The following is a 12118-nucleotide window of genomic DNA, read 5'->3' on the forward strand; positions in this document are numbered from 1 at the left end:
CGCTCCGTCTTGCCCGAGACTCGTAAGTCGTGTGCTCGGGGTTGTGTACGGATGCACACGGCATCCGGTTCACCAGGTGGGCCGTGCCGTGGCCCCGCCGTCGACCACCAGATCGTGCCCGGTCACCCAGGAGGCCAGCGGCGACGCCAGGAACACACAGGCGTCGCCGACGTCCTCCGGGCGGCCCAGCCGGCCGACCGCGACCGCCTCCCGCCACCGCCGCACCCCTTCGGGCCAGGCCTCCGCCAGCCCCTCCCGCTCGATCAGGCCGGGCGAGACGGTGTTCACGCGGATGCCGTACGGGCCGTACTCCTGCGCGGCCGCGCGGGCGTGCATCATGACCGCCGCCTTGGAGGCGGAGTAGTGGGCGTGGGCCGGCGCGGGCATCCGCGCCTCGACCGAGGCGATATGGGTGATGCTCCCGCCGCCGTGCCCCCTCATCACCTCGGCCGCCGCCTGGGTACAGGCGAACACGCTGGTCAGGTTGGTGTCCACGACCGCCCGCCAGTCCGCCGCCGTCATCCCTTCCAGCGCCTGCACCGGCTGGATGCCCGCGTTGTTCACCAGAGCGTCGAGCCGTCCGTCGCCCCACTCGGCGGCCTGCGCCACCAGTCTGCGGCACTCGTCCTCGGCGGTGAGATCGGCGGCGGGCAGGACGACGGCCCGTTCACCGGTCTCCCCGATCTCCGCCGCGAGGGCGCGTGCCGCCTCCACCGCCGTACGGCAGTGCAGCGCCACCGCCGCGCCCTCCTGCGCGAAACGCAGCGCGATGCCCCGGCCGACGCCGCCGCCCGCGCCCGTGATCAAGGCCACCCGGCCCGTCAGCAAGGTCATGGACGGCACAGTGCCGCGATCTGACGTGCCCGGTCCGGGTAACGCGCCGTCAGTTCGGCCGCTTCCCCGTGTTCGTAGTCCTCGTAGGTGAAGCCGGGCGCCATGGTGCAGCCGAAGAAGGTCCAGTCGCCCCTGGTCCGCGCGCCCATCCAGGTGTGCGCCGGGACCGTGAGCTGCGGGTGCTGCCCGCCGAGGACGTCCGGGCCGAGCACCGCCGTGCGGGAGGTCCCGTCGGGGGCGAGCAGCAGCAGTTCCAGGGGGTCGCCGAGGTAGAAGTGCCAGATCTCGTCGTTGGGCAGCCGGTGCAGGGCCGAGTGGTCGCCGGTGGTGATCAGCGCGACGATGGCGGTTCCGGCGGGACGGCCGTCCGGCCCTTCGGCACCCTCCCAGGTTCGACGGAACAGTCCGCCCTCGCGGGGGATCGGCTCGAGTGCGTAGTGCGCGACGAGGTCATCCGGAGTCACCCCGGGAAGGCTACCTCCCTCCTCAGGAACGCCAGTTGGGCCCGCTTCTCCGGCAGGTGCACGTCCGGCAGGTCGATCTCCGGGAGGGTGACCCGCGGTCCGGCCTCGAAGCCCTGCCGCAGGAAGCGTGCGATGGCCTTCTCGTTGCGCACGTCCGGGTCCACCACGACCCGTCGCCGGTCCAGGCCCAGCAGGACGTACGCCGCGAAGGCGCTCATCAGCGCCGCCGACCAGCCGGGGAGCGCGCCCCGGTCGCCCGGGGGCGCGATGAGGACGTGCAGGCCGATGTCGCCGGGCTCGACCTCGTACACCTCGCAGACCCGGTCCTCGGCCGGTTCGTAGGTCTGCAGCAGCGCCACCGGGGTGCCGTCCAGTTCGGCCAGGTAGGCGTGGTGGGTGTCGAGGCCCGCCAGGTGGGCGTAGATCTCGGCGACCTGGTGCCGGGTCAGGCCGTTCATGCCCCAGAAGACGGCGCGTTCCTCTCGGACCCAGGAGTGGACGACGGCGGCGTCGGCGGCGGGGTCGAGCGGACGGAGGCGGACGGTGCCGAACCCGTCGGCGACCTCCTCGTGGACATGGACGTCAGACATCGCTCTCCTTGGTCAGCTGTGCCCAGTCGGTGACGACCGGGAGCAGCTCGCCCCTGAGCCAGAGGGGCTGCTGATCGTGGTGGTGGGGGCTGTCGGGGTGGCCGGACGCGCCGTGCGGGACGATCCACCGGCTGTCCTCGCGGCGGGCCAGGTCCCAGACGTAACGGGCCGCGGGGCCGCGCGCGGCCAGGTCGGTCCAGCCGGGGACGGTCGTGGTGCACAGCACGCAGTCGTGGTCGCCGGACAGCGCCGGGCCCTCGTCCTCGTGCGACGGGTCGGGCAGGGCGCGCCAGGCCGCGAGGCGGTGGGTGTCGCCCCAGCGGGCCGCGGGCCGTCCGGCGGCCTCCTCGACGGCTTCCCGCACGAGCGCGGCGCGGTCGATGCCGTACAGGTCCTCGGCGGCCAGGAGGTGTTCGAGGGCGAAGCCGACGCGGGGAAGGAGGGCCAGCCAGGGGAGCAGTACCTCGGGGTAGGCGGGCGGGGTCGCCAGGGCGGCGAGCGCGGGGTGGGCGGCGAGCCGGCGGACGAGGGCGCCGCGGACGGCGGCGAACCCCGCCGCGTCCTCGCTGTCGGCGTCCATGCGCCGGTCCCAGCCCAGGAGGCGGTCGCGGAGGGCGGCGGCCGGGGCGGTGAGGCCGTCCAGGGCGGCCAGGCGGCCGAGGAGGGAGGCGGCTGATCCGAGGTGGGTATCCGTGTGGACGGCGGCCATGCCGGCGCCGGACCATCGCTCCTTCTCCGCGAGGAGTGCGCGGATCCGGTCGGCGCGGTGCGGCGGGGCGAACTCGACACCGAGGCCGGCGGCCGGTCCGCGCTGGTTGGCCATGACGGCGACGCCGTCGGTGAGGCCGGCGCGGGGCATCTCGTGCCAGCCGGTCCACTCGTGGCCGGGCTCCCAGGCGGGCACCAGCCGGATGCCGTTGGCCTCGGCGCGCACGGGCACCCGGCCCGCGACCCGGTGCAGCAGCCCGCCCTCGGTGTCGGCGGCCTGAACGACGTTGACGGGTTCGGCCCACGCGTCGAAGGCGGCGTCGACATCGGCGACCCGGCGGGCCCGGAGGAGGGGGAGGAGGGCGCCGAAGCCGAGGTCCGCGGTGACCCGGGGCGGGTAGCGGAGGGCGAGGGCGAGCGGGAATTCCCCAGGGGCGGCCGGGGCGACGGCCGAGGATCCGGAGGCGTGGGGTGGGCCCTCCGGCACCACCCCGCCTTCCAGACCCTCCGGGCCGCCGGCGATCACCGGGCCCCGGGGTGTCTCGATCACCTCGATCTCCACCGGGTCCTCCCCGGCCACCTCGACGGTCTCGGTGTGCCGTGCGGCGCGTTGCCAGACCCCGTCGGGGCCGAGGGCCTCCACTCCCGCGCCGGTGCGGCGGAGCCGTTCTCGGTAGAGGTCCTGGTAGTCGGCCATGGCGTTGGTGATGGCCCAGGCGACCGTGCCGGTGTGGCCGAAGTGGGCGATGCCGGGGATGCCGGGCACGGCGAGCCCGACCACGTCGAACTCGTCGCAGGCGAGGCGGATCTGCTGGTAGACGCCGGGGTCCTCGATGAAGCGGTGCGGGTCGCCGGCGATGACCGCCTGCCCGGTGACGGTCCGGGCGCCGCTGACCAGCCAGCCGTTGCTGCCGGAGGTGCCGGGGCCGTCGGTGGCGAACAGGCCGGCCGCGTCCGGGCCGAGGTGCCGGACGGCCTCCTCGCGCCACAGCTTGGCGGGGAACCCGGCGAACAGGATGTGGACCGAGAGCCAGACGGCGAGGGGGGTCCAGGGCTCCCAGCGGCCGGGGGCGAGGCCGGCCCGGCCGAACTCCGGGGTGGCGTGCAGGCCTTCGTTGACGCCGTCGACGTAGGCCCGTATCCACTCCGCGGTCTGCGGGTCCTCCCGCTCCAGCCGGTCGAGGCAGCGGCGGCCCGTGTCGGCGAGCCGGGCCCGGCGGGCGAGGACGTCCCAGGCCAGGGCCTCGGGACCGAGGAACGACGCCGAGGTCCCCTGGGCGCGGTGCCGTTCGACCTCCAGTTGCCAGGCCCGGTCGCGGGCCGTCACCAGGCCCTGGGCTCGGGCGAGTTCCCGCACCCCGTCCGCGCGCAGATGGGGGACGCCCCACGCGTCTCTGTGGACCTCGGCGCTCACCCTGACCCCTTTGCATTTTAGGTTAGCCTTACCTAATCAACTGTCGAGGGAATCGTACGTTCCCAGGCAGCGCACACACGCCCTGGGGTACCGGCGCGCGAGCCGAGAGCCCGCGCGGGATCATCGACGCATGGACGTCACCCTTCATCTCGCCCAGGACCCCGAGGCCGACGAACTGCTCGGCCGCTCCGCGCTGGCCGCGCTGACCGGCATGCTGCTGGACCAGCAGGTCCCGATGGAATGGGCGTTCAAGGGCCCCCGCACGATCGCCGACCGCCTCGGCGCCGACGAACTCGACGCGCACGACATCGCCGCCCGGGACCCGGAGTCGTTCGCCGCCCTGCTCTCCGAGAAACCGGCCGTGCACCGCTACCCCGGCTCCATGGCGGGGCGCATCCAGCAGCTGTGCCAGTACCTCGTCGAGCACTACGACGGTGACGCCGAGGCCCTGTGGAAGGACGCGGGCACCGGCAAGGAGCTGCTGAAGCGGCTGGAGGAACTGCCCGGGTTCGGCAAGCAGAAGGCACAGATCTTCCTGGCCCTGCTGGGCAAACAGCTGGGCGTGCGGCCCACGGGCTGGCGGGAGGCCGCCGGTGCCTACGGCGAGGCGGGGTCCTTCCGGTCCGTCGCCGACATCACCGGCCCGGACTCGCTGACCAAGGTCCGGGCGCACAAGCAGGAGATGAAGGCGGCGGCCAAGGCGGCCAAGGAGACCAGGACAGCGAAGACGGTGAAGACAGTGAAGACGGCCGAGAAGTAGTGCGGAGGTGGTTCATCTGGCCGTGCCGGGTGGCGGGCCTCCGGCGCCCGGTCTGAGCTGGGGTGCATGACCGAACCCCCGGCCGGCTCCCCGTGGGGGCCGGATTTCGACGACCGCAAGGTCCACACCCCGCCGCGTGCCACCCGCGGACACGAGCCCGAACCGCCCTTCGAGGGCCCCCTGCACGCCCTGTCCCGCGCCGCCTGGCAGGTCGTCCTGTGCACCGGAGCCGCCTCCCTGGTCCTCGGCGTCCTGGTGCTGGCCTGGCCGGACGCCACGCTCCTCGCGGCCGGGATCCTCTTCGGCCTCTACCTCGTGATCAGCGGCGTCTTCCAGCTGGCGGCCGCCTTCGGCACCCACAAGGCGACCTCGCTGCGCGTCCTCGCCTTCGTCAGCGGCGCCCTGTCGCTGCTGCTGGGCCTGTTCTGCTTCCGCGGCCCCATGCAGTCCGTCCTGCTGCTCGCCCTGTGGATCGGCATCGGCTGGCTGATCCGGGGCGTCACCCAGGTCCTCGCCGCCGCCCACGACCCCGCCATGCCCGCGCGGGGCTGGCAGATCCTCCTCGGCATCGTCACCTTCGTCGCGGGGATCGTCCTGATCGACTCCCCCTTCGAGTCGGTCACGGTGCTGACCCTCGTGGGCGGCATCTGGCTGGTGGCGGTCGGCGTGGTGGAGACCATCACGGCGCTGCGCATCCGGAGCCGGGCCCGCCGCGTCCCCCACACGGTGTGAACCCCCGCACCGCTTGTCCGCCGATCGGGCGTATCAGGCGCCCACCGTGCTGAACCACGGGCGTGTCGTGGGCAGATGACCCTCCATGAGCACCACAGCACGTCCGTCCCGCAGCCGCGCCTGGCTGCGGACGCTCGTGCTGCTGCTCGCCCTGCTGTTGCCGGGCGCGCCCGCCGAGCTCGCCGCGGCACCCGTCGTCGCCGGGGAGACCGTCGAGTACGACGCCGCGGCGGCGGCCCCCGGACCGGCTCCGTGCGCCCCGCGGCCCGCCGCGCCTCCCCGCCCCGCACCCAGACCGGCCCCGGCGTCCGGCGGGCCTGCCGCACCGGCGCGACCGGCGCCGTCCACACCGCCGTACGCCCTGCTCACTCTGCGTTCTGTGGTCCTGCGCACTGTGGTCCTGCGCTGCTGACCGGCCCCACGACAGGCCAGTCAGCACGACACAAGGAGCACAGCAATGCCCACCGACCCGTACGCGGTCCTGCGCGCCCTCCTGCGCGCCGAGGCCGTCCGCAGCACACCGAAGCCGCGGCAGATGCCGATGCCGACGCAGACGTCCGCGTCGACGCAGACGCCGACACCGACGCCTTCGCCTTCGCCTTCGCCTTCGCCGGAGGGACGAGGCCGCTGACCGACGGGCGGAGGCGGGGCCCGGCGGGAGACCGGCGGGCCCCGCATCCGCCGGACGGCGGCCCCGGGTTCCTCCCGCTCGGCCGTCGGTCTCTCGAACACCGATTCTCTGTCCACAGCCTGTGCATACCGCCCGCGAAACGGCGAGACCGACACCGCCCGGCCGAGTTCGGCGGCGCCGACGGGGCCCATCACGACTGCGTGACGAAGAACACGCCTACCGCTTTCGAGCGAATCGACGAGCAGCCGTATCAGGACGGCGGAGAAGAGCCGCGGCTCGTCCTGGGCGGCGGACGGCTCGAGGACCGAGAGGGTTCCGCGCCCGTCGGCGGCCGCCCGCGGGAACTCCGCCGGGAGGCCGGTCACCGTCCATTTCCGGCCGACTTCGCCCGCCCTCCCCCGTACCCGGCCGTTCGCCGCGCCCGGCACCGAGATCCCCGGCACCGTCCCGGAGGAGGGTGCCCGGACCGAGGGCCGGACCGGCGAAGGCGTACCCGGCGACGATCTCGCAGGCACCACTCCTCGACGGATCCCTCGTCTTCCGTTTTGCCCGCGTTCATCACGCCTTTTCCGGCGCCGCACTCCGTCGCCATGGCTGCGCCCGGAAGGTCTGGGCCGGTAGGCTTTCCGTGTGATCTTCAAGCGCATCGGAAACGGCCGGCCGTACCCCGACCACGGCCGGGAAAGCACCCGGCAGTGGGCGGACGTCGCACCGCGCCCGGTCCGCCTCGATCAGCTGGTGACCACCAAGCAGCAGCTCGACCTGGAAACCCTGCTCGCCGAGGACTCGACGTTCTACGGCGACCTCTTCGCGCATGTCGTGAAGTGGCAGGGCGATCTCTACCTGGAGGACGGGCTGCACCGCGCGGTGCGGGCGGCACTCCAGCAGCGTCAGGTACTGCACGCGCGCGTGCTCGAACTGGACTGAGGCAGGCCTCCCGCCGCGGCGGGGTTGGCCCTTTCGGGTTCTTTCCGCTCTCCAGGGCGATGTCGGATGATCCTTTATTAGTCACGGCCGCCCAGGCGCACTACGCTGCGCCCATGAGCATGCTGACTCCCCCCGGCATGGGCGGCAAGTACCGGATCACGGGGGACAAGTACCCCCGTATGCGCCCCCATCGACGGCGCGGCAGGCTGTTCGTCGTGGTCGTCGCCTGCGGTGCCGCGCTCGGCGTGGCGGGCTGGGGCACGCTGCAGCTCATCGACGTCTTCACCGGGAGCGGGGGGACGGCCTCCGCGGCCGGGTCCAACGCGTCCTGCGCAGTGAAGTCGGCCAAGGCGAGCCCCTCGGCCTCCGCCTCACCGGCCGCGCTCCCGAAGCCCGCGCAGATCACCGTGAACGTCCTCAACGCCACCACCCGCAGCGGGCTCGCGAAGACCACCGCGGACGAGCTGGAGAAGCGCGGCTTCAAGATCGGCGAGGTGGGCAACGCGAGCAAGCAGTACGACAAGAAGGTCGGCGGCACCGGGATACTGCTCGGCCCCGCCGCCTCGCTGAACACCTCGCTGCCGGTCCTCGCCACCCAGCTCACCGGCGCGGAGCGCCGCACCGACGCGGCCCGCAAGGGCGCCGAGGTGGATCTGATCATCGGCGACGAGTTCAAGGCGCTCAGCACCCAGGCGGACGCGGCCAAGGCCCTCACGGCCCTGACCGCGCCGAAGCCGACGGCGAGCGCGAGCACGAAGAAAGGCTGCTGACAGCCCCGCCCGTGCGGGAGAGCTATTCGGCCGCGCCGTACAGGCGGTCGCCCGCGTCGCCGAGGCCCGGGACGATGTAGCCGTGCTCGTTGAGGTGGTCGTCGACGGCGGCCGTCACGACTGTCACCGGGGTGCCCGCGAGTTCCCGCTCCATGAGCTCCACGCCCTCGGGAGCGGCCAGCAGCACCACCGCGGTCACGTCGTCGGCGCCGCGCCTGATCAGCTCCCGGATCGCCGCGACGAGCGTGCCGCCGGTGGCCAGCATCGGGTCCAGGACGTACACCTGACGGGCGGAGAGGTCCTCCGGCATGCGCGTGGCGTACGTGGACGCCTCGAGCGTCTTCTCGTTGCGGATCATGCCGAGGAAGCCCACCTCGGCGGTCGGCAGCAGCCGGACCATGCCGTCCAGCATGCCGAGGCCCGCGCGCAGGATCGGCACGACCAGCGGACGCGGATGGGAGAGCTTCACGCCGGTGGTCGCGGCGACCGGCGTGACGATGTCGACCTGCTCCGTGCGCACGTCACGCGTGGCCTCGTAGGCGAGCAGGGTGACCAGTTCGTCGGCCAGACGGCGGAAGGTCGCGGAGTCCGTGCGCTGGTCGCGCAGCGTGGTGAGCTTGTGGGCGACCAGGGGGTGGTCGACGACGTGGAGGCGCATGTCCACAACACTAACCGGGCCCACCCCGCCCGGCGCCCACACACTCCGTGAACCTGCCGCGGGTCCGGTTGGGCCGTTTGCTGGCATCAAACCGCTCTACCGAGGGAAAGTGGTGGGGACGGACCTGGGTGGTGAGCCTATGCCTGACCCGCCAGAGCGCGACGCGCCGACGCCGACCGAGCCGTCCGGCGCGCCGAGGGAGACCGACGCCGAGCGCCGCCGGCGCCGCGACAGGTTCCTGCGCGAGCTGACCGAGGCACGCGAACTGCGCGACCGGGTCCAGCCCCGCCGCGCCAAGAGCGCCCGGCTGCGCCACGCGATGCGCATGCGCACATTCCGCTGGTAGCCGAACGATCGGCTCGTCGGCGTACGGCACTTGGGACGTTCGGGGAAGATCGCCACCGTCCCGCGTGGCGGTGGGGGTGGGCATGCTTGGCCGCACGGGAAAGCCGCGTACGATCCGCAGTGGCCGCAACGAGTGTGCTGGTGAGTTGCCCGCGGACCTTCTCGGGGACGTGCGATCAAAACCACCGGACACAGGGAGCCGAAGACGTCCCCTGAACGCCTTGTTTCTGCCACGATTCCGAGTGGGTGGGGCTCGGAGCACAGCTCTCTCCGCCCGTAACCTCCGCCGGGGGGACCCCCAACCGGCACGCCTAAGACCAGTGGGAGAGTCACGGTGTACTTCGCCGCACTGCTCGCGCGCACCGAAGACGGGTGGGAAGCGAGCGACACAGAGCTCGACGATGTGGAGACCCTGTCGGATCTGGCCGACCTGGCCCGGGAATCCGCCGGCGAAGACGATGACACGGTCCTCGTCTTCATCGAGCAGGAGGACTCGTGGTTCGGCATCGTCCGTGTGGACGGTGAGGACGACCCGCGCGTCTATGTTTCCGACGCCGCTGCCGCCAGCCGCAGCTCGTACGGTGAGCTCCTGCTCACCGACGAACTGCTCGGAAGGGAGCCGGGTGACGACGACCTGGACGCCCTCGACCTCGACGGCACCGAGGACGGTGAGGACGGCGAGGACGAGGACGAGTCCCCGGACGGCGTCGCCTCGGCCGACGCGGTGCCGCACGGCCCGGTCGGCGACGCCCGCATCCTCGACGACCTCGGCATCGGAGAGAAGGAGCTGAGGTCGATGTCGGACGACGCACTCGGCGAGATCGCCGATGCCCTGGGCGCCGCCGATGTCCTGGAGACCGTCCGCTGACCGCACCCGAGGCGCCCTCGGACCCCGTACGCGACCCCTGGCGGGCCGCGATGCGGCTCGCCCTGGACGAGGCCCGGCTGGCCGTCCGGGGCGGGGACGTCCCCGTGGGCGCCGTCGTGCTGGCACCGGACGGTACGACGGTCCTCGCGACCGGGCACAACGAACGCGAGGCGGTCGGTGACCCGACGGCCCACGCGGAGGTGCTCGCCGTCCGGCGGGCGGCCGCGAGGCTCGGCGAGTGGCGGCTGACCGGCTGCACGCTCGTCGTGACGCTCGAGCCCTGCACGATGTGCGCGGGCGCGATCGTCCAGTCACGCGTGGACCGGGTCGTCTACGGCGCGCGCGACGACAAGGCGGGCGCGGCCGGCTCCCTCTGGGACGTCGTCCGCGACCGGCGCCTCAACCACCGGCCCGAGGTCGTCGAGGGCGTGCTCGCCGAGGAGTGCGCGGGACTCCTCACGGAGTTCTTCCGCTCCCGCTGAGACCCCCCGCGAACCGCGCCGGTCGCCGCCCCGAATACCGATTTCAAACCAGCCCCCGGCGTGCTGTAAGGTCTCCCTCGGTAGCGTGTCCGAGCGGCCGAAGGAGCTCGCCTCGAAAGCGAGTGTGGCGCAAGTCACCGAGGGTTCAAATCCCTCCGCTACCGCTGGTAGAAGAGGCGCACGGTTCATGGAACCGCGCGCCTTTTCCGCTTCCGTCTCAGTTCCCGTCTCAGTTGGCGGGTACGAGCACCCCGGCGGCTCCGTCGTCGCCCTCCTCGGGCCCGTGTCGGTCCGGCTTCCAGATCAGCCCGTCAACCTGTCGGGCGACGTCCGTCCGGACGGAATCCACCATGTGCTGATACCGCGCGGCCATGGCGGTGGTGGACCAGCCCATGAGCCCCATGACGGCCCGCTCGGAGACTCCGAGGATCAGCAGGACCGTGGCGGCGGTGTGACGTGCGTCATGTAGTCGGCCGTCTCGAACCTTCGCGTCGTCCAGTAGTTCCTTCCAGTCGTCGTAGTCCGTTCGGGGGGATGTTCCCCGCCCGGTCGGCGTAGCGAAGAGCCACCCTTCGTCCGTCCAGTCAGCTCCGGCCGCCGCCCGCTCGGCTTGCTGCTTGGCCCGGTGGGTGCGCAGCAGGTCTACGAGCTGGGAGGGGAGTCCCACGGCCCTCCGTCCGGCACGAGACTTCGTGTCGGCCGTCTCTGGATTCGTCCGCTGACGCTGCGGGCAGTACCCGGCTTTCCTCCCGCAGGTGTCCCCGCACCCGTGGGCGTAGCGCGGCCGGCGGCGGCTCCGCCGGACCATGAGCACGCCCCGGTCAAGGTCGACGTCCGCCCACTTGAGTCCGAGCGCTTCACCCTGCCGGAGTCCGAGGGCGAGCGCGACGGCCCACCGTGCGGAGTTCCGGCGGTCGTCCGCCGCCCGCAAGAGCCGCTGTACCTCTTCGACGGTGTACGGCTCGATCTCCTCTTCGCTGACACGGGGGGCCTTGGCGAGTTGGACGGGGTTCCGGGCAAGGTGGCCACGCCGTACCGCCTCGTTCAGCGCGGTGCGGAAGGTGCGGTGAATCTGGTGGATCGTCCCCGCCTTCCGGCCATCGGCCACCATGCGACCGTAGAAGGCTTCGATGTACTCCGGCTTGAGCTTGTCCAGCCGGTGAGCACCGAGGGCGGGGATCAGGTGCTTCCGCACGGCCACGCCGTACCCGACCATCGTGTTCTCGTTCACGGCGAGCGGGGCGATGCTCTCGACCCAATGCGTCAGCCACGTCTTGACCGTCCAGGGGCGGCCCGCCTTCCGGATGGTCTTCGCGTCGCGCTCCCGCTCCAAGTCGCGGACGGCGGCGGTCACCTCGGAACGGGTCTTCCGCTCGACGTGGCGACGGTCCGGCTTGCCGTCGTCGCGGATGCCGACGGTCACGCGGCCGTGCCACTTGCCGTCCGCGCCCTGGTAGATGGACGAACGGCCGTTCGGCTGACGGGTGCGCTTCTGGTCGGTCTTGTCTTCTGCCATGCGTGCGACTCCTCAAGCGGCCGTGACGGCGGTCAGGGTGGTGGCGGGGTGCTGCCTCTTGCGGCGGCGGGTGACGAACTCGGGAACGGCGTCCGCGGGCACCCGGCGGAGATGGCCGACGGTGATGGACTCCAGCTCTCCGGAGGTGATGAACCGGTAGCAGAGGGTTCGACCGATCTGGAGGCGGCGGGCGGCCTCTTCGACGGTGAGCAGAACGAGAGTGGGGTCGATGACTTCGGCGAGTTGGGCCGTGGCCATGCAGTGACTCCTCTGGGGGCGTGTGTCCGAGGTGTGGATTTCTGCGTCACCGCGTCACCTGCGTCATGCGGGCTTTTGACCTGCGGGTTTTGTGTGACGCAGAGGGGTCGGGGTGCGTCACACGTGACGCAGGCGGTCCGTCACGCGTGACGCAGGTGACG

At 72.4% G+C, this 12118-nt stretch carries 16 protein-coding genes and 1 tRNA gene; 9 read left to right on the forward strand and 8 right to left on the reverse strand.

Features of this window, described 5'->3' with window-relative positions:
- Window positions 1-69: 69 nt before the first annotated feature.
- Genes ABT057_RS33980 through ABT057_RS33995 form a run of 4 tightly spaced genes read right to left on the reverse strand, consistent with a single transcriptional unit; the run spans window position 70 to window position 4010 of the window.
- Window positions 70-834 carry an SDR family NAD(P)-dependent oxidoreductase gene (locus ABT057_RS33980; RefSeq protein ID WP_352347517.1) on the reverse strand — a complete coding sequence of 255 codons (765 nt, stop codon included), beginning with the start codon at window positions 832-834 and terminating at the stop codon, window positions 70-72.
- Window positions 831-1298, reverse strand: a complete 468-nt coding sequence (locus ABT057_RS33985; protein ID WP_352347519.1) for a cupin domain-containing protein — start codon at window positions 1296-1298, stop codon at window positions 831-833. The genes ABT057_RS33980 and ABT057_RS33985 overlap by 4 nt, the downstream gene beginning before the upstream one ends.
- Complete coding sequence (locus tag ABT057_RS33990; protein WP_352347521.1) at window positions 1295-1888, reverse strand: GNAT family N-acetyltransferase; 594 nt, start codon at window positions 1886-1888, stop codon at window positions 1295-1297. The genes ABT057_RS33985 and ABT057_RS33990 overlap by 4 nt, the downstream gene beginning before the upstream one ends.
- A complete protein-coding gene (locus tag ABT057_RS33995; protein WP_352347523.1) occupies window positions 1881-4010 on the reverse strand; it encodes a penicillin acylase family protein in 2130 nt (709 codons plus the stop codon). The genes ABT057_RS33990 and ABT057_RS33995 overlap by 8 nt, the downstream gene beginning before the upstream one ends.
- A 130-nt stretch (window positions 4011-4140) precedes the next feature.
- Between ABT057_RS33995 and ABT057_RS34000 the strand changes: the two genes are divergently transcribed.
- The 3 genes from ABT057_RS34000 (at window position 4141) to ABT057_RS34010 (ending at window position 5914) form a co-directional block, all read left to right on the forward strand.
- Entirely contained in the window at window positions 4141-4770 is a 630-nt protein-coding gene (locus ABT057_RS34000) for an HhH-GPD-type base excision DNA repair protein (protein WP_352347525.1), read from the forward strand.
- Between the two features lie 66 nt (window positions 4771-4836).
- Window positions 4837-5502 carry an HdeD family acid-resistance protein gene (locus tag ABT057_RS34005; RefSeq protein WP_352347527.1) on the forward strand — a complete coding sequence of 222 codons (666 nt, stop codon included), beginning with the start codon at window positions 4837-4839 and terminating at the stop codon, window positions 5500-5502.
- A gap of 85 nt (window positions 5503-5587) precedes the next feature.
- Window positions 5588-5914: a hypothetical protein gene (locus ABT057_RS34010; protein ID WP_352347529.1), complete on the forward strand. Its 327-nt coding sequence runs from the start codon at window positions 5588-5590 to the stop codon at window positions 5912-5914.
- Between the two features lie 20 nt (window positions 5915-5934).
- Here the strand turns inward: ABT057_RS34010 and ABT057_RS34015 are convergent, their stop codons facing one another.
- Window positions 5935-6498: a hypothetical protein gene (locus tag ABT057_RS34015; protein WP_352347531.1), complete on the reverse strand. Its 564-nt coding sequence runs from the start codon at window positions 6496-6498 to the stop codon at window positions 5935-5937.
- A 265-nt stretch (window positions 6499-6763) separates the two neighbouring features.
- Between ABT057_RS34015 and ABT057_RS34020 the strand changes: the two genes are divergently transcribed.
- On the forward strand, window positions 6764-7060 hold the full coding sequence (locus ABT057_RS34020) for a type II toxin-antitoxin system VapB family antitoxin (RefSeq protein WP_004943146.1): 297 nt from the start codon (window positions 6764-6766) through the stop codon (window positions 7058-7060).
- A gap of 113 nt (window positions 7061-7173) precedes the next feature.
- Window positions 7174-7830, forward strand: a complete 657-nt coding sequence (locus tag ABT057_RS34025; protein ID WP_352347533.1) for a LytR C-terminal domain-containing protein — start codon at window positions 7174-7176, stop codon at window positions 7828-7830.
- A 22-nt stretch (window positions 7831-7852) separates the two neighbouring features.
- Here the strand turns inward: ABT057_RS34025 and upp are convergent, their stop codons facing one another.
- Window positions 7853-8488: a uracil phosphoribosyltransferase gene (upp, locus tag ABT057_RS34030; RefSeq protein ID WP_352347535.1), complete on the reverse strand. Its 636-nt coding sequence runs from the start codon at window positions 8486-8488 to the stop codon at window positions 7853-7855.
- Between the two features lie 139 nt (window positions 8489-8627).
- On the opposite strand from upp, the gene ABT057_RS34035 reads away from it, so the two are divergent.
- From ABT057_RS34035 to ABT057_RS34050, 4 genes are all read left to right on the forward strand, one after another.
- On the forward strand, window positions 8628-8834 hold the full coding sequence (locus ABT057_RS34035) for a hypothetical protein (protein ID WP_352347537.1): 207 nt from the start codon (window positions 8628-8630) through the stop codon (window positions 8832-8834).
- Between the two features lie 333 nt (window positions 8835-9167).
- Complete coding sequence (locus tag ABT057_RS34040; protein ID WP_352347539.1) at window positions 9168-9701, forward strand: tRNA adenosine deaminase-associated protein; 534 nt, start codon at window positions 9168-9170, stop codon at window positions 9699-9701.
- Between the two features lie 50 nt (window positions 9702-9751).
- On the forward strand, window positions 9752-10183 hold the full coding sequence (gene tadA / locus ABT057_RS34045) for a tRNA adenosine(34) deaminase TadA (RefSeq protein ID WP_352347541.1): 432 nt from the start codon (window positions 9752-9754) through the stop codon (window positions 10181-10183).
- A gap of 79 nt (window positions 10184-10262) precedes the next feature.
- Window positions 10263-10347 (forward strand) — tRNA-Ser (locus tag ABT057_RS34050).
- A gap of 65 nt (window positions 10348-10412) precedes the next feature.
- On the opposite strand, the gene ABT057_RS34055 is transcribed toward ABT057_RS34050, so the two are convergent.
- Both ABT057_RS34055 and ABT057_RS34060 read right to left on the reverse strand, forming a co-directional pair.
- Entirely contained in the window at window positions 10413-11699 is a 1287-nt protein-coding gene (locus ABT057_RS34055; RefSeq protein WP_352347543.1) for a tyrosine-type recombinase/integrase, read from the reverse strand.
- A 12-nt stretch (window positions 11700-11711) separates the two neighbouring features.
- On the reverse strand, window positions 11712-11957 hold the full coding sequence (locus tag ABT057_RS34060; protein ID WP_352347545.1) for a helix-turn-helix domain-containing protein: 246 nt from the start codon (window positions 11955-11957) through the stop codon (window positions 11712-11714).
- Window positions 11958-12118: the final 161 nt, after the last annotated feature.

Origin of the sequence: Streptomyces sp. NPDC002588 (assembly GCF_040295925.1) — a bacterium.
GTDB lineage: Bacteria > Actinomycetota > Actinomycetes > Streptomycetales > Streptomycetaceae > Streptomyces.